We start from the raw sequence: 21,370 nt of genomic DNA on the forward strand, positions 1-21,370 counted from the left end.
TTTTAACGAAAAAGCTAAAAAACCACCTTCCTCTAAAAAAGGGAACGAACAGGTAAAGAACCTCTATATTAATCCTGTATTTCTTGAGCTCCCAACCCAACTTCATCTGTTATAAACTCACCGTTTTTGCAGTATTGGGAAAGATCACTTTTTATAAATTTGAAAACTGCCTCCGTTTCGCTTTGCGGATATAGTACGTGTACATTTGCTCCAGCATCTAAGGTAAAACAGACATTGCTCCCAGTTTCTTGCCTAAATTTCCAAATACGGTTTATGATTTCCAAAGTGTTTGGTTTCATTAATATGAAATACGGCATAGAGGTCATCATCATGGCATGTAACGATAAAGCTTCACTTTCTACAATTTTTATGAATTCGGAAAGATTTCCATTTTCAAGAACAGGAACCATTTTTGAAAGATTATCCTTTGCCTGTCGAAATCGTTGTTCAGCAAACGGATGGTCCAGCATCAAATCGTGACCAAGGGTACTGCTCACCTGTTTTTCGCCTTTATCGACTAAAAGAATGGTGTCTCGGTAGTTTTCAAAATTTTGATGAACCTTAAATGGATATTTTGTTCCGAAGAGATTGCTGCTTCCGTCAATTTGCGAATGTTCACCCCAAACAATAAGCGGACCTTCAATACTTCGGCATGCACTACCCGAACCTAAACGCGCCAAAAAAGAGGCTTTTTCGTTAAAATACGCCCCCGAAACAGCGGGTTGCATCTGTTTTTCCATATCTACTAAGCAAAGTGCCAAAGCGCTCATTCCACTTGCCGATGAAGCGATGCCACTGCTATGTGGGAAGCTGTTTGTAGTTTCAATTTTAAATTTAAAATCTTTTAAAAACGGCAAATAGACTTCCACCCTTTCAAAAAATCTCTGGATCTTGGGTTCAAAAGAAGCTTCTCTATTTCCGTCCAGATATACCTCAAAATCAAAACCTCCGCTACTTTTACTCTCAAAGGAAAGCGAAGTTCTAGTATTACAGTTCTTCAAGGTAAAACTTATAGAAGGATTCATAGGCAATTGCTCACCATATTTTCCCCAATACTTCAGCAAGGCAATGTTACTGGGCGATTGCCATGAAACAGTGCCAGAATTTAAGGTTTCGGAATAATTTGAAATTATAAATCGATGTTCTGCCATAGTTCTAAGGAATAATAAGACAAATGTAAAATTCTTTTTGAACATCAGCTCGGCTTTTTAAAATCCTTAGCAGAAAAGAAGCAAAGAATTATTTCAATCAGTTTTAAATGGCTCAAAAAGCTTCCAGCATACTTTTTTTGAAAAATAAATTGATCACATTATAAGTTTCCTTGCGATGGTAATAAAGAAGTTAGTAGAAACTATTCCAAATAGATTGTTTGGAATGCATTAAACGGAATAATGTAAGCAACAGAAAGTCGTTTTTTGTAGAAAGGCTTAGCTCGAAGATAATTCAACCGAATAATTTTCAATAAAAAAACAGTAGTGTCCGATTAAAATAATTAAAAAACCACTTGTTTCAACAATAGTAAGCTTTTAGAATATCATTAAAATATAACACCTTGCTATTGCGATTCCAATAAAGAATAAACATTTTAAAAATATGTATAACGGAATTAACCTAATTATCAAGACTTTACAATTCTAGTCGTATGTCGTTAGTCATTTAGCGAAGCGGTCGTACATCTTTGTCGGACACTAATGATAAAAAAACATGTTTTGATAAAAACTGAATAAAGCAGAAAACACAAGCGTAGCGCACATTTATTGTGAGGGTAAATGCCGCTGTGGGATGATCGAGCATTTAAGGATTATAATAACAATAGATCTCCCCATAGTTTGTGCGGTTGGCAACAACCGGAATGCCCCTGAAATATGGGGCATTTTTTATTATATATAGCTGTTTTAGAACCAACAAGGCTAATGACGAGGCTCATCCTTTAACCACTGCCAAAGGAGACAATTCTACTTCTACATTTATAAGGTCTGTTTGTAGCTTCATAACCTCATTAATATCTTTATAGGAACCAGGTGCTTCATCTAAATCTTTTTTATGCCGAAGCGCATGAAGTACGCCCATCTTTTTTAGCTGGCTTACTTCTTTTTTAAGGCTCAGGGTTTTTCGAGCTTGGCTGCGGCTCATCACGCGACCGGCACCATGAGAACAGGAGTTGAATGCCTTTGCATTGCCTTTTCCCTTAACCAAAAAAGAGCTTGCGCCTTGTGATCCTGGAATCATGCCCCATTCATCTTTCTCGGCACGTGTGGCTCCTTTTCTATGGACCATTACCTTTTCGCCAAAATGATTTTCCCACGCTGCAAAATTGTGGGGCTTGTTAATAAAGTTTGAAAACTCCACTTCTGGAACGAATTCCGCAAAAGCATCTTTAACGCGTTGCATCATCAACTTTCGGTTTTGTAAAGCAAAGGCGATACAATAATTCATTTCCTTGAAATAATTATCATAGTCTTCCGTGTTTCGCAAAAAATATGATAAATCTTTTGGAACAGTATCGCCCCGTTTTTTAGTTGCTTCAACTGCTTTTTTATGGTAGTGATTGGCTACGGTATAGCCTATATTTCGCGAGCCTGAGTGAACCATAAGCCAAATATAGCCATCTGAACCTTTTTGAATTTCGATAAAATGGTTTCCTCCGCCTAAAGTTCCTACTTGGTAACGTCCACGCTCGTATTCTTGTGAAACTATTGGCAAATCTCCATCTAAAGCAGGCATCCATTCTGCATCCTGTTTAGCGTCGTGGTGCTTAAAGCCAACAGGAACAGTTTCCCGAATCTGCCTCAATATATTTTTTAAATCATCGGTTTCAAGCTCTTGTAAATCGGTTTTTAAGGAACACATTCCGCAACCAATATCAACGCCAACCGCATTAGGGATAATAGCATCTTTGGTGGCCAATATTCCACCAATGGGCATACCGTAGCCTTGGTGGGAGTCTGGCATAATGGCAATATGTTTATAAGCAATATCCAGATTTGCCAAATCCTTGGCTTGTTCTAAAGCTCCTTCTTCAATGTCTTTTAGCCACAATTTAATAGGAACTTTCTCTGTTTCAATTTTCCGTATCATAAAATAGAAGGTACGGAATATTTAAGTTGAAAGCAAAGGCCTAGATAAGCAATCAGAATACGGAACATGCTTATCGTATCACCAAGAGTGGCATGTTTCTGTTTCTAATCAATAAATCGTTTGTAATACTCCCCACGAACAAAGATGTTATGTTGTTTCCGCCCCTTGCAGAAATAACAATTATATCGAAACTGCCCTTTTCAGCATGGGCTTCAATTGCTTCAACTACAGATTGGTCTTCCCTATCGGTATATCTAAAGGGCAACTGTTCTGAAAGCTTATTCTTTTTACGGAACTGCTTTACTTTTTCTCTTAAATGGCGTTCCGTTTTATCAATTGCTTTTTCCGTATTGATATAAGGGAAGAAAAACGAAGGAATGCTATAAACATGTAAGGCTTCAATTTTTCCGCCGGAGCGTTCCACCAAGCTATTTGCAACTTCAAAACAGCTTGCCGAGGCCGCACTAAAATCGGTAGGGACCAAAACATTTTCCATTCTATGCTTTGCTTCCTCTGGCACCAACAACACATTGGCATCTAGCATCCGCACCAATTTTTGGTTTAACGCACCGGTTCCCTGCAACTCGTCTTTATTACCCACCAGCATAATGTCTATTTTATATTCTTCGGCCAGATGGCTTAGAATACTTTCGGTATAATCGTCTGAAGTAATAAGTACCGTATGCGGAACCGTAGCTGTATAGTGCTTATCAATAGTTTTTTGCAATCCACGATCTACAATGTCTTCTACAGTAATCCCTTCTTCAAGAAACTCATCATAGAGATCGTATAATTTATACTGTTTTATATTATGGGTAAAATACAAGTGTTTAACATTCCACACTTTACAAAGAAAGCTTACATAGCCCAACAAAATGGAATCCATTTCGGTAAGATCTAGAGCCACCATTAATTGTAATTCGTTTTCTAACTTAATTTTCTTTGTCATCTTTTTAACTAACTGTTTTAGGTTAACTTACGGATTGTTTATAAATCGGTTGTCGTAGATTTTTTCTTTAAATTAGCTTCTGGTTCAATCTTTTTAAGATTTTTCTCTTCTCGTTCTTCATTCACCAATTGAAGTATATTTTTCCGATAGGATTCTCGTTCCAGAAGTTTTTCCTTCCGCTCTGCTTTTTGATAATCTTCTTTTAAGCCTCTATACAGCGAAAAACACATCATTACCAAGAGAATGGCAAAGGGCAAACCAGAAATAGTAACAACGGTTTGCAGCGCATCCAAGCCACCACCATACATTAAAACAGAAGCAATAACACCGGTAGCAACTGCCCATATAACACGTTGGTAGCGCGGTGTTTTCAACTTTCCACCAGAGGTAATACTATCTACCACCAAAGCTCCTGAATCTGCCGAAGTAATAATAAAGCTACAGATAAGAATCACACCCAATACTTTTAGCAACATTGCCAACGGAAACTTATCGAAAAATACGTAAAGTGCAGTAGAGATATTATCATTTACCGCCGCTATCATGGCTGTGTCGCCAAGAAGAATATCGCGCATGGTAGTACCTCCAAAGGCACTAAACCAAAAGAAGGTTACCAATGCTGGCAATATCAGAACGCATAGAATAAATTCTTTTATTGTTCTTCCCTTTGAAATTCGAGCGATAAATGTTCCAACAAATGGAGACCAAGATATCCACCAACCCCAATACATAATAGTTCGCATTTTTTGCCAATCGGTACCGCGTAAAGATTCTGTCCAGGTTGACATATCTACAAAATGCACCAAATAACTTCCAAGATTTTGAATATACGATTTAAAGATAAAGGTTGTAGGCCCTAACAGTAGCACCAATAGAAAGATGGCTGATGCCACTCTAACGTTCAGTTTACTCAACATCTGCACACCTCTATTCACTCCACTGAATGCCGAAATAGTAGCTGCGAGGGTCACGCACACAATAATAAGCACTTGATAAAACAAGGTGCTTGGCACTCCAAATACATGAGTTAACCCTGAATTAATCTGCCCTACACCAAAGCCAATTGTTGTAGCCAGTCCAAAAAGGGTAGTAATTACCGCCATGATATCAATCACGTCACCCATCCAGCCATAGATCCTATTACCCAATAGCGGATAGAAAGCAGAGCGCAATGTAAGCGGCATTTTTCTATTAAAGGTAAAGTAAGCTAGGGAAAGCCCAACAACTGAGTATATTGCCCAACCGTGAATTCCGTGGTGCAGAAACGAAAAATTAATGGCTTCCTGTGCAATTAAAGCGGGGTCTTCGCCAGCCAAACGCGGTGGGTTTAAAAAATCACGAACCGGATCTGCAATACTAAACAATACCAATCCGTTACCAATTCCTGCACTAAAAAGCATTGCAAACCATGCCCATATACTGAACTCTGGCTTGGCTTTTCGACCGCCAATACGGATAGCGCCAAATTTGCTAAAGGCCATATAGAGGCAAAACACGATAAATAAATTTACGGCAAGGGTATAAATCCAACCGCCATGCGCAGAAACATAGGTTTGCGCCATACCAAAATAATATTCGGCTTCCTCTTCAAAGATAAGTGTAAACCCTACACTAAAAATGATGACCGCAATTGCGGAAAAAAACACGGTTTTATTTACAACCAGACCGAGAAACTTTGAAGTTGGATCTTTTCTAGTAACTTTAATTGACATATAAAAATTGGTTTTATTAGAAATGAATTAGAGCGATGTTTGCTCTTAGCAGAAAAAACAGAAACGCAGCATCAGTGATAACTACCACGTTTAATTAGCAGTTGGAATTGCAAATTATGAAAAATAGTAGAGACTTTTTTGACTTCAGAAATACTGTGCTTTGGGGTTGTCATAATAGCTTCTATATAATTTATGGACGCCTATTATACCATTAATAAATTGGATTTACAAATATATTTACAAACCCAAAATAAAAAGCGGCTATTAATTAACACCTTGTGCAATGCAGTAGTTTCCGCTCCGCTGAATGCAATTGGCGGGGACATCTCGCTCATATTCCTCAACATACTTGGTGATTTACCACGCCGTAACAACCTTTTTTACCTGTCAGAAAAATGAGTACTTTTATGCCAACCCGCATTGGCGCAGGCGTCTCACCCACGTTCTTCGGGTTGCTCTCCTAAAAACAAAGCTAAATGATATTAAAGTTCAACCTAAAAAACCATTTTGAAGCTGCGCTATCAATTCTTTTATTGTCTCTTGGTTATTTTATATTGATTGCCCTTTTTAAATTCGACATAGGAATAATAATGATTGTTTCTATTGCGTTTTCACTTTTTGTGCTTCCAGGCATCTACTTACACATAGAATATTGGCTAATAAACAAGAATGAAAAGTATATTATTGAACAAGATTCAGTAACTCAGATTAAAAATGACATTAAGGAAGCATACTATTTAAATGATATAAAAAAAGTAGTTGTTTATGGTTCCGCAACGCTGTTTAAACCCTGGCCCCATCTTTCTGCCATGGAGCAGTATCATTTTGCCCGGGTTTTTTTAAAAAACGGAGAAGCCTTGACTATAACTTGTTTGTTGACACCAAGAGTGGATAAGTCTTTGGAAATACTGAAAGGTGTAGCGTTTAAGAAAAAGAAAGGGCTTTTTAACTCTGCACTTTTATTTAATCAGAAGGTCTAACCTCGATGACGCGGGCATCTCCCCTTTTTATTCGGCGTGTTTGAACTAAAGAGAACATGATGCGCCCAAAGTTTTAGAAGCATCCCGTGTGCTGCTATCTTTTTATCAGAATCTTTTTTGTTATTGAATCTTGACTATCTTCATCCGTTATATGCAGAAAATAAACTCCTTCAGAAAGGTTGTCAACGGCAATAGTATTCATAGTATTAGACAGAGAGCCGGCATTAATGCGCTGGCCCATTACGTTTAAAAACACATAAGACAAGTTCGGGTATCGGTTGTTCATAACGGTTATAACAGTACTAGCAGGATTGGGGTAGATTTTAAGCTCACCAACTGTTTCAAAATCAGGTATATTCAATAGGTTTTGCAGTGTTTCAATATTGGTAATTCCTGTATTTTCAGGGTCTAACCAATCCATTAATCGGGCTTCGGGCAGGTCGCTTGCATTCCAAGACACGCCAAAACGCCCATAAATATCGTATTCGTGATTGGTTTCCATACCTATACAGGCAGATTGACCGGCATATAACTGCCCTATAATTTTTCCGTTTTCATTAAAAAGTGGTGATCCCGACGAGCCACTTTCGGTTGTGCCAATCTCCCAGCCATTTCCAGAACCATGCGCGCCGCCACCAATAAGCCAAACCTTAGTGCCGTTAGCGTCAATTTTCTCGGCTCCAGAGTCATCTCTGCACACTTTCATAATATCTCCGTTTGGATGATGTATGCCCACCTCAAAGAGTGGGTTAGCATCAGAATTATCCCAACCTGCAAAGGCTACATCCCAAGAATCTGGAATAGGATCAAAAAGTTCTACCAATGCAAAATCACTCAACTCGTTATTCGCCTTTAACTCGGCACCGCTAATGGTGAAGTTTGTCTGCAAATCGCCACTGGATTCTCCCGTACCACAAGCGGGAGTTGGACTCACCCAATTAAAACGGACAGACCACAGGGCGGGGTCACTATTATCTAAACAATGGTTAGCCGTTAAAAGGTATGGGGTTTTATCGTTTAAAGCATTATTGATAAGCGCAGCGGAACACAAATGACCATTACCTAAGTTCAGCAAGGCTACCGCTTTTTTTACCAAGTTTTTCTTTTCATCAAAATCATTTCCAACGGGGCAGTTTACATCATAATTACATTCCCCAGAGCCATTAAAGCCACGGTCGCCATGAATTAGCGTATTTACCCTTCCCATTCTATAACCGTGAATAACACTGGTTATATGAAGTCTTGGAGTAGCATATATTCGCGGTGGTTGGTAGTATTCTATCCAAATAACATCGCCTTCTACAAACCACGTACCCAATTGTTGCTCATCTCTGTTATGGGTATTGGTATAGGTTGAAGTAATATCTGTACGGTCATTGTTAAAAAGTTGCAGTCGTGAGCCGGCTGGCAAAAAGAAATCGTCAAAATTTACACTTAAGTTTAGTGCATCTTTTGACTGGATTCTTGCCTGCCAAATTTTTCCGCCATTGGGCAAATCTGTCCAAAGGCCATCGTTTTCCATATCTAGATCTAGCACGCGTTCAACGCCGTACCGCCAAGGCATGGTTTTATCTAAATCATTAATGCTATCCTCATGTTTTATTGCTTCAAAATTTAAAGGAGGAAGGCTTACAAGACTTGGCACAGCCTCTAGATTCAAACCCCAGCTTTCTGGCATATCACCATCGCCTCCTTGCGAAAAGGCGGTGATAGAGATAAAAAAACTCATGAAGAAAAGTATTGTTTTTTTCATTCAAATAGCTGATTCAACTTAAATTAAGCGCTGTCTAAGGTAATTTTTTATTTTGACATTTAAAAACCAAAGGACTATAAAGTTTATTGCGAGCTTACTATGAACCTTACGCCTTGCATAGCATTGAGTTCTTTAGGCCGCGTTGCCTCTATAAAACTAGTGCTCTAAAAACCAAACATCTGCTAAACGATTGGTTTACCGAACCGCTATAAATCAAAAAAATCCCGATGGGCATCGGGATTTTTTCTTAAACGTTAACTGTTCTGTGCTTAGATGATCAACATTGCATCACCGTAGCTATAGAATTTGTATTTTTCCTTAATTGCTTCCGCATAGGCCTCCTTAACAAATTCGTGTCCTGCAAAAGCCGAAACCATCATTAGAAGCGTAGATTTTGGAAGGTGGAAATTTGTAACCATCGCATTGGCAATGCTGAAATCATACGGAGGAAAAATAAATTTATTGGTCCATCCGGAGTAAGCATTTAAGGTATGGTTTGTAGAAACTGCGCTTTCCAATGCACGCATTGCCGTTGTTCCTACCGCACACACTCGTTTATTACGCGCAATACCTGTATTAATAATGTCTACGGCTTCCTTTTCAATATTCATTTCCTCGGAGTCCATTTTGTGTTTTGAAAGGTCTTCAACCTCAACAGGGCTAAAGGTTCCCAATCCAACATGGAGTGTCACCTCGGCTCTGTTTATTCCTTTAATTTCAAGGCGTTTTAAAAGATGCTTAGAAAAGTGCAGCCCCGCAGTTGGTGCGGCTACAGCTCCTTCTTCCTTGGCAAAAATAGTTTGGTAACGCTCGGCATCTTCTGGCTCTACGTCTCTTTTTATATATTTTGGAAGTGGCGTTTCTCCCAATTCTGTCAATTTACTGCGAAACTCCTCATACGAACCGTCAAATAGAAATCGTAAAGTCCTTCCACGCGAGGTTGTATTGTCAATAACCTCTGCAACTAAACTCTCATCCTCTCCAAAATACAATTTATTCCCGATTCTTATTTTTCGTGCAGGATCAACCAAAACATCCCATAAACGAGTTTCCGGATTTAATTCCCTTAACAAGAAAACTTCAATTCGAGCTCCCGTTTTTTCCTTGTTTCCGAATAAACGCGCAGGAAAAACCTTTGTATTGTTGGTTACCAAAACATCGTCCTCTTCAAAATAATCAATCAAGTCTTTGAACATTTTATGCTCAATAGTTTTGGTTTTTCGGTTTAACACCATCAAACGAGCTTCATCACGGTTTTCGGCCGGATATTCTGCCAATAATTCCTCTGGAAGTTCAAAATTGTAATGCGAGAGTTTCATTCCCATAATTCGTCGTGCTTTAGATTTTATTAAAGGCGCACCTTTGCCAAGCGCTTCGGCGTACGCGGCTGCAAATATACAACTTGCAGATAGGCGTTGTCAAGTAAATGAAGATTTATTATTTTGAAATGTTCCGCGTGCCGCAAGAACACAAGGGACACCAAGATGCTACCATATAGAAATTATGTAAAATCCAAAAGAATGGGCCTTAAGTATAATAGTAATCTTTAGCTTTTTCCCTTAACCCGAAAGAACGAGACAATTTTTTTTCAGAGTGATTTATATTTCTCGATATGGTTTGTTAAGTCCACAATTAGCCTCCACATTACCAATAAAAACCGTACCAGTTACGAATCTATAAACTCAACGCCGATTCCAGTTGCCTGAAGATCTTTCCAAATTTTGGGGTATGATTTTGAAACAACCTCAGCATCGTTTATTATCAAATCGGTTTTTAAGGCCAAAGGCGCAAAAGCCATCGCCATTCTATGGTCTTGGTAGGTTTCAATAACTTGGTCCGGCTTTAAATCACTCGATATTTCCAATTGCAACGAGTCGGCATCAATATGAACTACCCCATTCAGCTTCTCCAATTCATTTTTTAAAGCTACCAGCCGGTCGGTTTCTTTAATTTTTAAAGTGTGTAATCCGGTGAGCTTGCACCCTATTCCCAGTCCGAAGCAAGTTGCCGCAATTGTTTGGGCTAGATCTGGCGTGTTTGCTAAGTTTAACATCAGCGAATCTGGCAACTGTATTGGTTTTTTTGAAAGTAAAACAGTATTGTTGGCGGTGTTAAATTCAGTTTTTACCCCTAGGGCATCGTAAATTTGTACCAAAGCGGAATCGCCTTGCACACTGGCTTCCGAAAAACTGCCAAGACTTAATTTACAATCATCAGAAAGTGCAACCAAACTATAAAAATAGGAAGCAGAGCTCCAATCTGACTCTACAACTACCTTAGTGTCTTTCAGTTTATTTACTGAAGCAATACATATTTCATTTTTGCTGAAATCGCCATAGACACCTACTTTCTGGAGCAGGGCGAGGGTCATTTTAATATAAGGCACCGAGGTTGTTTTCCCTACCAATGAAATCTGCAAGCCCTTGGGAAGCATAGGTGCAATAAGCATTAATGCCGAAATATATTGGCTGCTAACATTTGCCGCTATTGATACTTTTTTATTGCGAAGTGATTTCCCCTTTATCTTTAAAGGCGGGAAACCTTCATTTTCTAAGTATTCAATGTCGGCTCCCATACTTTGCAGGGCATTTACCAATATACCAATAGGCCGTTCCTGCATGCGTTTGCTACCAGTTAGCAAAACTGCAACTCCTTCTTTTGCCGAAAAGTAAGCTGTTAAAAAGCGCATCGCAGTTCCTGCGTGGCCTACGTCAACTGTTCCCTTGGTTATTTTCAATCCTTCTTGAAGCACCTTGGTGTCATCACTCTCTGAAAGATTTTCAATTTCAATATTCGGAAACTGCGCCTGAAGAATCAGCAATCGGTTAGACTCGCTTTTAGAACCACTAATACGAAGGACTAAATTTTCTTTCGGAAAAACCTCCCGTTTCAAACAAACTTGCATTATCTGGACTCTTTTTCCTTAATTTTCGCTCTAAATTTCCCGAAGCTTACAAAAAAGCCATATACAAAACCGGCTCCCAAAAGGGTAAGCAGAAAGATTATTGGGTTTCTTTCGGTAAAATACGCTAGATCAAAACCTTCAATTGCCCATTTTATCAATGCAAAAAGAAGAGCAAATGACAAGGCCAATGAAATTACTGATTTCCAAAACCCTTTCGTCTGTATTACTTTTTTGAACATTTACTTTAATTTTTCGTTGTTATGGTGCCTATCGTGGTCGCGCTTGGTTTTAAGATCCAGTTTTTTCTCAAAGGCTTCTTCAAGATCAATCCCGGTCTGGTTTGCCAAACAAAGCACCACAAAAATAACATCTGCAAGCTCCTCGCCCAAATCTTTATTTTTATCGCTCTCCTTTTCACTTTGTTCGCCATAACGGCGGGCAATTATTCTGGCTACTTCCCCAACTTCCTCGGTGAGTTGCGCCATATTGGTAAGTTCATTAAAATACCGGACTCCGTGTTGCTTTATCCAAGCGTCAACTGCTTTTTGTGCGTTTTGTATATCCATTATGCTTTTGAAAGTACAACTTTTTCTTGCTCTTTCGCAATTAAAAGTTCATAGAATTTTTTAAGATTTATATATTCCGTCGCACCAATAAGCGACTGGTTGATTGCAAACTCCACTGAAAGTTGAAGCTTATTGCCCACTTGCGAAATAAGATAACGATAGCTCCCCGTATTTTCACCCAAAGTAAAGGCGGCATTTTCAGGTATGGATTCTACCTGATAACCCGCTGGCAATTCTATACTCACAATATAGCGGTTTTTAATAGGATATCCGTAATCTATAGGATATTCACGGGTTTCCGACTTAAACGGCGTTTCTTTGGTTGCCAAATAAACCATAGGCGAAAAATAGAGCTTGCCCGCTACATCTTCAACTTCATCAAAAGATTCAAAATCGTATGCTAAAGACACAGGCGATCCGGGAGCATTCAAGTTTTCAAACTGCAAGTTAGAAAGTTCGGCTTGATTTGTATTTTTCTCAATTTTCTTGCGTTGTGCATCTGCATTTAAGCTTTTGTATTCTGTTCGGTATTGAAACGCATAATTGCCAGTAAATCTATTTTTTGCTTCACCGGAAACCGTCATATCTGGAGCAATCTTAACGTTGACCATCGCACTTTTTACAGCAGGCACCAGTGACCTTAGCGAAACCCAGCCCGAAGCACCGTTCTTTTTTATAACCCGGCCCTTCCAGTTTAAAATATTGGTTTTTAAAACCCCTATTTCCGCATCTTTGTTGGTGGCGTCTAGCAATAGGACGCCCTGTGGCAAATTAACGGCGGCAATTACATAATTAAAACCATTTCGAGTAGGGAATAATGGTATTCCGTGCGCCTTTGTACTAACCAATACCGGATCTGCATCTAATCTAGCATAGCGCAACATGGCTACCAGCATGAGGTTTATATCGGCTACATTTCCAGAGCCCTTTTTATATGCAGTTTTAACCCCTTCATTAGTATAAAAACCGTTGTAGCCATTCCAGTTCATCTTGTTTAAAACATACGAGAATATTTTACCTATCTTTTCTTCAGGCTTAGAGACGCCGCTCAAAAGATTATCGATATCTTTTTGAAAGTAATTTTTGCGTTGTAGCTCATTACCAAATTCACTTATCTTAAAGATACTTTTTGAAACGTCTTCCCAAGTTGTTGCATACGTTTTTATAGGTGATCCCGGAAAATCTATATAGCTCATTTCAAACTGCAAGGCAGTAGTATAATTATTCAAATTACCTACAAAGGCTTCTTCCTGAAGTGCGGGTACATTTTCTAATTCAACCGTGTAGGTATCTTCCATAAACTTCACCTCCCTAGTTTCTACCTTCGGAACGGCCTTTCCAAAAGTTCTCGTATCCATGCGTTCCGTCTGTCTAAAACTCATTCTTCGCTCCCTACTTTCTGTATTCACTTTAAAAGGAACCCAGCCTCTCTGGTGCGTTTTATACTTAAAATACTCTGGCGTTTTAAATTGCGCTAAAACCTTATCAACCGGAATAGTCTCCTGAAACCTAAACTCGTCTATATTAAAAATAAAAGGCGACTTTATGGTGTATTTATACTCAATAACACAAGCCTCACGAACATCGGGCATGGTAACTTTTGTTTGCGTGAGGTACTTTGTAGTTTCCTCTTCAAAAATTCCGTCATTCCTAAGCTTTACTTTCTGGGTTTTACCGTTAGAATCAATATAATACGTATATCCCTTTAACCCCATGAGCTTATCTTCACCGTCACCTTCGTAAAGATTAATGCTAACATTTGCCTTTTCAAAACCCTCTTTGTTATAAATTTTTACGCGTTCAAAGAAATTCGTTATCATAAACCACCCCGAATCTTCCGTGTATTGAAACTCCGTTTTGGTTTCGCGATACAGAACTGCCGCATTTGCCGATTTATCTGTTGGGTGTTCCTTCTGAAGCAATTCTTCTTTGGAAACTTTTCCGAATTTATACTTTTGTGCAACTGAAGTATTGAGAAAACACAAGAGTGCAACTGCTGTAAGTACGCCTATTTTCATTGGTTTGGTTGTTTAGTTTGTATTTTGTTTTAATAGAATTTTCGTTTTGTCAAGACGTGCAATTGATCGTAAAAATGCACGGTAGCTCTCATATTCCGCAGGAGGATATTCCCCTTTTTCTATGCGAAGTTTTCTGCTGTACAGTAAATTATTTTCTGAAGTTTTGCTGAAATCTATTTCGTATTTACCAAATTTAGTTTCCAAAACACTTGATTCAGGAAGGACATCTATTATAAAGTTAGCAGGTATTTCAACCTCAACCGTATCAATGTCCAGATAGCCGTAACCGATATAAAGATTCTGGTTTCTGGTTTCTATACGCGGGGGAATATAACTGTTCTGACTAAAAATATTAGCACAGAAAAGGTAATCACCGCCCACAGGGTTCGCATAATTAGGAATAGTTAAGGTCACGTTTTCAGTAAAAGCAATTTGCTCCCGATCGTCCTTAAACTCAAACCCATCAATTGAAAATCCGTTGATATGACCCCAACGATTTTTATAATATGCATCAATTTCGTCTGTTTTTTTCTTCGGAAGCAGGAATTTATCTTCATATTGAAGCCCTTCGGAAGTACTTTCAAAATTCGCCAAAACACTTCCATCGGCATTCACTTTTACTTTAGCTGAAGTATTTTGCAAGCTTTCCTCGGTTTCGTAGATTTTGGTATGCATTATTTTTCCACCTTCAGGAGTGATAACCAAAGCATCCCGATCATCCGTAAAACTTCCGATGTAACCATAAGGAGTATCTTGGCTTGTACACTCCAACCAAGTAATTTCCTCCCCATCGGGAATACCCAAAATGACATGGTTACCTTGTAACGAAGTAAAATCTGCCGTGATATCTCTTTCATCGGTATCACCGTATATAACCGTGTAATAAGACGGCACGCCAACGGCGTCTAAAAGTGTTTTTGTGTAATAAGTAAGCGCCTTACAATCACCGTAGCTCAATTTGTCCACTTCTAGAGCAGGCATGGGTTTCCATCCGCCAATTCCTATTTGAATACTGATATACCGAACTTTATCCTGAACATATTGGTATATTTTTCTCGCCTTGCCTTCATTTGTATTTTCGTTTGCCACTAAACTTTTAACACGCGCCAAAGTGCCATCTGGCAGTTCGTCTATGCCAGAAAGTAAGCTAGTGCTCATCCATTTTCCGAAATCCTGCCAATTGGTTCCTATACCCAAAGTTCCCTTTAATTTAAAAGCGTCTAATCCTAAACGTACATTCGGAAAAAAATTAATTTTAGAAGGACTGTGCTCCTCATAACGGAAAGCTTTAATATTTGTGGCGGTAAAGGTAAGCTCGTCTTGGGTTTCGGTGATTGTTATATCGTGGCCATCAAGGTTGTTCGCCATGTATTTAAGCGGATTGGCCGGATTAAACTTCAATTTCAAAACACTTTTTTGGGTGCTTTCGGCATAGCCGTCTAAGGGAAACCAAGAGTCAATAAAGGCTGAATCACCCGTTTCCGTTTCACTCTCAAAAACCACAATATACGGGTATGCCGTTGGTGTATAATTTTTATAAAGCACTCTAAAATCCATATACATTGCATTGCCCGTTCGGCTTACATCAATAAAGTCTTTCTTTTTGTATCGCGCAATTTGCTTTCCGAGAGCATCATAAATTCTAACGTTTATCCGCTTTACTTTAGAGTTGTCGTTATAATATTCAAAAAGTTTGGCATCTCCATTGCCCATTTTATTCAGCACGGCAACAACACGGCGAGTTTTGGTGGTTACTTTATCAAGGTTTGTAACATCAACTTCCACCAATTCGTCAATTAAAACACTGTTGGCATATTCGGTAAGACCTAGATTTATAGAAGCTAAAGAATAGTCGTTTTGAGCAAATACATGAGCTGAACACAGCAGAAATAACAAGCAATATATCTTCTCCATAAAAAGTAGGTATTGCTTGGCAAGATATGAATTTTAATAAAGGTTAAAAAAAAGTTAAAGGAATTATTCTTTATTCTTTGAATCCATCCAAATTGTTACCGGTCCGTCATTGATGAGCGCCACATCCATCATTGCGCCAAAACTACCGGTTTGAACCTTACTTTTTGATTCTCTTTCAAGCTGAAGTATAAACTTTTCGTACAACGGAATGGCAATATCAGGTTTTGCGGCATGGATAAAAGAAGGACGATTGCCTTTTTTAGTACTGGCATGAAGTGTAAATTGGCTTACCACTAAACACGAGCCCCCAACATCCTGCACCGAAAGATTCATAACATCGTTTTCATCTGAAAAAATCCGTAAACGGGCTACTTTCCGCGCTAACCAGTCAATATCCTCTTGGGTGTCTGCTGCTTCTATTCCCAAGAAAATGAGTAAGCCCTGCCCTATTTCGGAATGAACTTTTCCCTCAATTTCTACCGATGCTTTTTTTACTCTTTGAATTAATACGCGCATATTGAGTTATTTATTACTTATCCACTTGATTGTCACGAAAACAGCTTAATATATTGTTATCCGTAAACAACAAAAAACGAAGATGCAATTGGTTTGTTATTTGCCGTTTTGGCTATCATTTCTCATATATATCCTTCCTAAAATGGTTTTCCTCTCCGGCTAAAATTTGTAAATAACTTTTGTATCGGGACCAGGCTATTTCCTCGTTTTCTAGGGCCTTCTTAACTGCACATTTTGGTTCTTCCAAATGCAAACAGTTATTAAATTTGCAATTCTCCTTTAACTCAAAAAATTCTGGAAAATAATCTCCAAGTTCTTCCTTATCTATTTCAACAACTCCAAAACCCTTTATCCCTGGGGTATCAATAATCTGCCCTCCAAAGGAAAGATCAAACATTTCGGCAAAAGTTGTAGTGTGCTGCCCTTGCAAATGTTGTTCGGAAATTTCAGAAGTTTTTAAATCTAGACCGGGCTCAATTGAATTTATTAAGGTAGATTTTCCCACACCGCTATGTCCTGAAAACATGGTTACTTTACCCTGCATCAAGGCCTTCACTTTGTCTATGTTTTTTCCGGTAACTGCCGAAATTCCAATACATTCATAACCAATCTTGCGATAAAGGGCTGCCAAAAATTTTATTTCCAGCAATTCATCTTCCGTATAGGTATCAACCTTATTAAAAAGAAGGACCGCTTTTATGTGGTATGCCTCTGCGGTAACCAAAAACCTGTCGATAAAAGCCGTGAAGGTTGGTGGGTTATTTAAGGTAATTAACAAGAATGCAACGTCTATATTTGCGGCAATAATATGGGTTTGCTTAGACAAGTTTACCGATTTGCGAATAATATAGTTATCGCGGGCTTCAATTTGTTTAATAACTCCAACCGTATCGTCACCTTTGGTTTCAATATCAAAATCTACAAGGTCACCAACTGCTACTGGATTGGTACTCTTAATTCCACCAATTCGGAATTTACCCTTTATACGGCAATGATAAAAATTGCCGTTTTCAGCTTTTACCGAATACCAACTGCCGGTAGATTTATAAACAATGCCTTTCATTTTAAATTGAGATATATAAGGTAATGCGTTCCAAATTTACGAAAGTACTTAATAATCTGGATGCCACTATTCATTAATAACCTTTTTCTGGTGATTGATGGATTCCTGGTGAATTGCCTTAAAAATTTTCAATATAAATTCTTCGCTCAAATTATACTCCTCGCCTTCCAAAATCATTTTCCCTAAAATCTCATTCCATCTTTTGGTTTGAAGTATTGCAACGTTATTTTTCTTTTTTAACGACCCGATATCGTCAGCAATTTTCATTCGTTTCCCCAACGAGTCCATAAGTTGGTGGTCCAAAACATTAATTTTTGTTCGCAAAGTGCTCAATTTGTTCTGAAATTCAACGGCATCGCCTTCCTGCTTTCTAATTCGTAAATCTACGGTCATTTGGTCTAAGGCTGCTGGCGTAATCTGTTGTGCGGCATCGCTCCACGCGTTATCCGGGTCATAATGCGTTTCTACCATCAACCCATTGTAGTTTAGATCTAGTGCGGTTTGACAGAGCTCAAAAATAATATCCCTACGTCCGGCAATATGCGAAGGATCTAAAATAAGCGGCAAATCAGGGAAGTTATTTTGAAGGTCAATAGGTATCTGCCACTCCGGGTTGTTTCGGTAACGGGTTTTTTCATAGGTAGAAAACCCGCGGTGTATTACGCCCAATTTCTTCACATCACGTGTATAAAAACGTTCTACTGCGCCCAGCCACAACGCTAAATCTGGATTTACAGGGTTTTTTACCAAAACAATTTTGTCGGTACCTTTTAGCGCATCTGCGATTTCTTGCACTATAAATGGCGAAACCGTTGTACGCGCGCCAATCCACAGAATATCTACATCGTGCTTTAGGGCCAAATCTACGTGGTTTGCATTGGCTACTTCAGTGGCAGTCATGAGTCCGGTTTCCTGCTTTGCCTTTTGCAACCATTTTAGCCCTAGAGCGCCAACACCTTCAAAGTTTCCAGGACGCGTTCTAGGCTTCCATATTCCGGCGCGTAAAACGTTGGTGTCCGTATCTTTTAATTGATGTGCTATTTTTAGCACTTGATCTTCCGTTTCTGCACTGCAGGGGCCAGCAATTACAATAGGGTGAGGCAAATCCATTGCGGTTAGCCACTTACTAAGGTTTTTATTATTTTCCATTTACTAAATTTTTGGTAAGGTTGCTAGGTGTGTTTTTAAGATTTTGTTTGTAAAGTCCTAAAATCTTTAATTCTTTTACGGTTTTACCAAGCATGGTGATTACTTCAGAAAAAAGCTTTTGATCTTCAAAAAGAACATCTACAAAGAAAGCATATTCCCATGGTTTTTCAGGAATGGGAAGGGATTGAATTTTAGTCAGGTTAATATTGAACGTATTGAGTAGTTGCAAAACGTTAGACAGACTCCCCACTTCATGGTTCAAAATAAATTTAAAGGATGCCTTATTGGCCTCAATTGGAGAGGTCTCTGTTTTTCTCCCTAAAACAACGAATCTTGTTTTATCTTCTTTTATACTCTGCACGTGGCTGTCAAGTATTTTTAGTCCGTAACGCTCAGCTACCTGTTTGCCAGCAATTGCCGCCACTCCTTTTAAGTTCCCTTCTTTTATTCTTCTAGCTTCGGTAGCGGTATCATTGCCTTCCACAATTTTACAATGAGGCTGCACCCGCATTAAATAGTCTTTACATTGTTGCAATGCCACTGGGTGCGAGTGAATTTCGTCTATGGTATGAAGCGTTTCACCCTCCAGTGCCATAACATACATATCTATATTTAGATAAACCTCATCCAAAATCTGAAGGTTTTCGCGATCTATTAACGTATAATTTGGCAGAATAGATCCGGCAATAGAGTTTTCAATGGCAATAACGCCAAAATCTGCATCAAAGTTGGCAAGGCTATTAGTAACCTTATCAAAACTTTTGCAAGGCATTAAAGCTACATTGTTGTTAGGAAAAAGTTTCTGAACGGCAAGGTGATGAAATGAACTTTCTATTCCTTGAATGGCTATTTTAATACTCATAATAATATTGGATTAGGGTTAAAAAAAAAGAGTCCCGGAAAAACTTCCGGGACTCTATAGGTTATATATTTTTAATAACTATACAACAATCCCGGTTCTATCCTTAAAATAGAAAAACCAAAAGTTGTTGAAAGTAAAAATTGTGTGCATTGCTGTTTTAATAGACTGCTAATGTAAACATTTCTTAAAAACGAAAAAGGCTTTTTTCATTTTTTTATTTGTTTAACTTTGTACAACTTCAAAAATTATGTCAATACACGTAGAAAACATCTCAAAGATTTACGGCGAACAAAAAGCGCTGAACGAGGTATCCTTTAACATCGATAAAGGCGAAATCGTTGGTTTTTTAGGCCCGAATGGTGCAGGAAAATCTACCATGATGAAAATCCTGACCACTTTTATTCCTGCTTCGGATGGCGATGCAGTGGTAAATGGCTTTAATGTGAACAAAGACGATATAGCCGTTAAAAAAAGCGTTGGCTATTTACCAGAGCACAATCCGCTTTATTTAGATATGTATGTTCGGGAATACTTGCTTTTTAATGCAGGAGTCTTTAATATCAAAAAATCTGAAGTGGAAGCAGTTATTGAAAAAACCGGTTTAAAGCCAGAAGCCAATAAAAAAATAACGCAGCTTTCAAAAGGATATCGCCAACGGGTGGGGCTTGCAAATGCACTTTTACACAATCCAGAAGTTCTAATTTTAGATGAACCCACAACGGGCCTTGATCCAAATCAGCTCATTGAAATTCGTCAACTCATAAAAAACCTTGGAAAAGAGAAAACTGTTTTGCTCTCTACCCACATTATGCAGGAAGTAGAAGCCATTTGCGATCGCGTAATTATAATAAACAAAGGCGAAATTGTACTTGATAAAAAGCTAGAAGATTTAAGAAACAACCAACAGCAAATTGTAGAAGTAGAGTTTGATTATCGGGTAGAGGAAGTATCTCTACAAAAACTTCCGAAGATTATAAAGGTAGAAAACCCCGGCGGTTTTGTATATCAATTGTATTTTGACACCGATCGTGATATGCGTGCTAAAGTTTTCGATTTTGCCCACGACAGCGGATTAAAAATTCTTCAATTGCATCAAAAAAACACTACTTTAGAAAAGCTCTTTAACGAATTAACTACTCAAAAATAAGTCTGCCGCGATACAATTCATCAACAGCTACAATAGGCGGCCTGTTTTTAGAGATAACATCTCCCAAGCCTACGATTTCCCCCTTTATAGACGCTTGCGGATTAACGACCATTGGGCCCGTACTTCTTTGATAAATATTTAGATCCTGAACAATTAAATCTTCTGCGTAAATTCTGCAATCACTAGAATACAACCCAAAATGTGCATTGGTAGCGCTTCCTTTTAAATAGAATTTAGACAAACCATTACCTGTCACTATTAATTTTTCCACATCTAAATTCATTTGAAAATCGCCATCTACATGGTATTGATCTTCAATTTTGAAATCTTCAGAATACAAACTGAGTTCTGGAAAGTTTAAAACCCCAATGCTCTCAACGGCTAAGCCTGTGCTACTTCGAATTTCCGTAATGTTTGGTGTAGTTACATAAACTTTGGTCAAACCATAATCACGAACCATATTGCAGGCGTTATAATTATGAATTTCAAGAAGGCCATTGTTGACTATAACTTCAATATCTGACATTAAATTCTCGCCAGTTTCAATTACTATTTTTTGCGCATCGCCTTGCTTAATAAATAGTTTTGTACGCTCCCAGACAATTATTTTTGAAAATTCTGGCACCGTAATTTCAGCTTGCACCACAGTTCCTGCTGTTTGTATGCAATCCCAACCTTTATCGGAATCGCAACTCAAAAAGAACGAAACTATTAATAAACAAAAGATACTTCTCATAATTCTATATTTCTTTTCCTAC

The 21,370-nt window shown here is 38.4% G+C and carries 18 protein-coding genes; 2 read left to right on the forward strand and 16 right to left on the reverse strand.

The window, feature by feature from the left end; genetic code table 11:
- Window positions 1–68 precede the first annotated feature (68 nt).
- The 4 genes from QPK98_RS02045 to QPK98_RS02060 form a co-directional block, all read right to left on the reverse strand.
- Window positions 69–1,151, reverse strand: a complete 1,083-nt coding sequence (locus QPK98_RS02045) for a diphosphomevalonate decarboxylase (protein ID WP_310991337.1) — start codon at window positions 1,149–1,151, stop codon at window positions 69–71.
- A gap of 772 nt (window positions 1,152–1,923) precedes the next feature.
- The gene (locus tag QPK98_RS02050) at window positions 1,924–3,078 is read right to left on the reverse strand and encodes an RtcB family protein (protein WP_310991338.1); all 1,155 of its coding nucleotides are present in this window, start codon (window positions 3,076–3,078) and stop codon (window positions 1,924–1,926) included.
- 70 nt (window positions 3,079–3,148) lie between these two features.
- Entirely contained in the window at window positions 3,149–4,027 is an 879-nt protein-coding gene (locus QPK98_RS02055) for a universal stress protein (RefSeq protein WP_310991339.1), read from the reverse strand.
- 38 nt (window positions 4,028–4,065) lie between these two features.
- Window positions 4,066–5,739 carry a BCCT family transporter gene (locus QPK98_RS02060; RefSeq protein ID WP_310991340.1) on the reverse strand — a complete coding sequence of 558 codons (1,674 nt, stop codon included), beginning with the start codon at window positions 5,737–5,739 and terminating at the stop codon, window positions 4,066–4,068.
- Between the two features lie 476 nt (window positions 5,740–6,215).
- On the opposite strand from QPK98_RS02060, the gene QPK98_RS02065 reads away from it, so the two are divergent.
- A complete protein-coding gene (locus QPK98_RS02065) occupies window positions 6,216–6,719 on the forward strand; it encodes a PH domain-containing protein (protein ID WP_310991341.1) in 504 nt (167 codons plus the stop codon).
- Between the two features lie 94 nt (window positions 6,720–6,813).
- On the opposite strand, the gene QPK98_RS02070 is transcribed toward QPK98_RS02065, so the two are convergent.
- The 11 genes from QPK98_RS02070 to QPK98_RS02120 form a co-directional block, all read right to left on the reverse strand.
- Window positions 6,814–8,448 (reverse strand): T9SS type A sorting domain-containing protein, encoded by a 1,635-nt coding sequence (locus tag QPK98_RS02070; RefSeq protein ID WP_310991342.1) that lies wholly within the window; start codon window positions 8,446–8,448, stop codon window positions 6,814–6,816.
- A 293-nt stretch (window positions 8,449–8,741) separates the two neighbouring features.
- Window positions 8,742–9,791: a tRNA preQ1(34) S-adenosylmethionine ribosyltransferase-isomerase QueA gene (gene queA / locus QPK98_RS02075; protein ID WP_310991733.1), complete on the reverse strand. Its 1,050-nt coding sequence runs from the start codon at window positions 9,789–9,791 to the stop codon at window positions 8,742–8,744.
- 347 nt (window positions 9,792–10,138) lie between these two features.
- Window positions 10,139–11,377, reverse strand: coding sequence for a 3-phosphoshikimate 1-carboxyvinyltransferase (locus tag QPK98_RS02080; RefSeq protein ID WP_310991343.1), 1,239 nt, complete (start codon window positions 11,375–11,377; stop codon window positions 10,139–10,141).
- On the reverse strand, window positions 11,377–11,616 hold the full coding sequence (locus QPK98_RS02085; RefSeq protein WP_310991344.1) for a hypothetical protein: 240 nt from the start codon (window positions 11,614–11,616) through the stop codon (window positions 11,377–11,379). Before QPK98_RS02085 ends, QPK98_RS02080 begins: the two co-directional genes overlap by 1 nt.
- Window positions 11,617–11,943, reverse strand: coding sequence for a nucleotide pyrophosphohydrolase (locus QPK98_RS02090; protein ID WP_310991345.1), 327 nt, complete (start codon window positions 11,941–11,943; stop codon window positions 11,617–11,619).
- Window positions 11,943–13,961, reverse strand: a complete 2,019-nt coding sequence (locus tag QPK98_RS02095; protein ID WP_310991346.1) for a DUF3858 domain-containing protein — start codon at window positions 13,959–13,961, stop codon at window positions 11,943–11,945. Before QPK98_RS02095 ends, QPK98_RS02090 begins: the two co-directional genes overlap by 1 nt.
- A gap of 12 nt (window positions 13,962–13,973) precedes the next feature.
- Window positions 13,974–15,875: a DUF3858 domain-containing protein gene (locus tag QPK98_RS02100; protein WP_310991347.1), complete on the reverse strand. Its 1,902-nt coding sequence runs from the start codon at window positions 15,873–15,875 to the stop codon at window positions 13,974–13,976.
- A gap of 63 nt (window positions 15,876–15,938) precedes the next feature.
- Window positions 15,939–16,391 carry a D-aminoacyl-tRNA deacylase gene (gene dtd, locus QPK98_RS02105; protein ID WP_310991348.1) on the reverse strand — a complete coding sequence of 151 codons (453 nt, stop codon included), beginning with the start codon at window positions 16,389–16,391 and terminating at the stop codon, window positions 15,939–15,941.
- 115 nt (window positions 16,392–16,506) lie between these two features.
- A complete protein-coding gene (rsgA, locus tag QPK98_RS02110) occupies window positions 16,507–17,454 on the reverse strand; it encodes a ribosome small subunit-dependent GTPase A (protein WP_310991349.1) in 948 nt (315 codons plus the stop codon).
- 66 nt (window positions 17,455–17,520) lie between these two features.
- A complete protein-coding gene (locus tag QPK98_RS02115) occupies window positions 17,521–18,603 on the reverse strand; it encodes a bifunctional 3-deoxy-7-phosphoheptulonate synthase/chorismate mutase type II (RefSeq protein ID WP_310991350.1) in 1,083 nt (360 codons plus the stop codon).
- Window positions 18,593–19,465, reverse strand: coding sequence for a prephenate dehydratase (locus QPK98_RS02120; RefSeq protein WP_310991351.1), 873 nt, complete (start codon window positions 19,463–19,465; stop codon window positions 18,593–18,595). Before QPK98_RS02120 ends, QPK98_RS02115 begins: the two co-directional genes overlap by 11 nt.
- Before the next feature lie 247 nt (window positions 19,466–19,712).
- On the opposite strand from QPK98_RS02120, the gene gldA reads away from it, so the two are divergent.
- Window positions 19,713–20,612: a gliding motility-associated ABC transporter ATP-binding subunit GldA gene (gene gldA / locus QPK98_RS02125; RefSeq protein WP_310991352.1), complete on the forward strand. Its 900-nt coding sequence runs from the start codon at window positions 19,713–19,715 to the stop codon at window positions 20,610–20,612.
- Here gldA and QPK98_RS02130 read toward each other — a convergent pair.
- Window positions 20,599–21,348, reverse strand: coding sequence for a head GIN domain-containing protein (locus QPK98_RS02130; protein ID WP_310991353.1), 750 nt, complete (start codon window positions 21,346–21,348; stop codon window positions 20,599–20,601). The genes gldA and QPK98_RS02130 overlap by 14 nt on opposite strands.
- Window positions 21,349–21,370: the final 22 nt, after the last annotated feature.

Source organism: Aequorivita marina (assembly GCF_031631895.2).
In the GTDB taxonomy this organism is placed as follows: Bacteria; Bacteroidota; Bacteroidia; order Flavobacteriales; family Flavobacteriaceae; genus Aequorivita; species Aequorivita marina.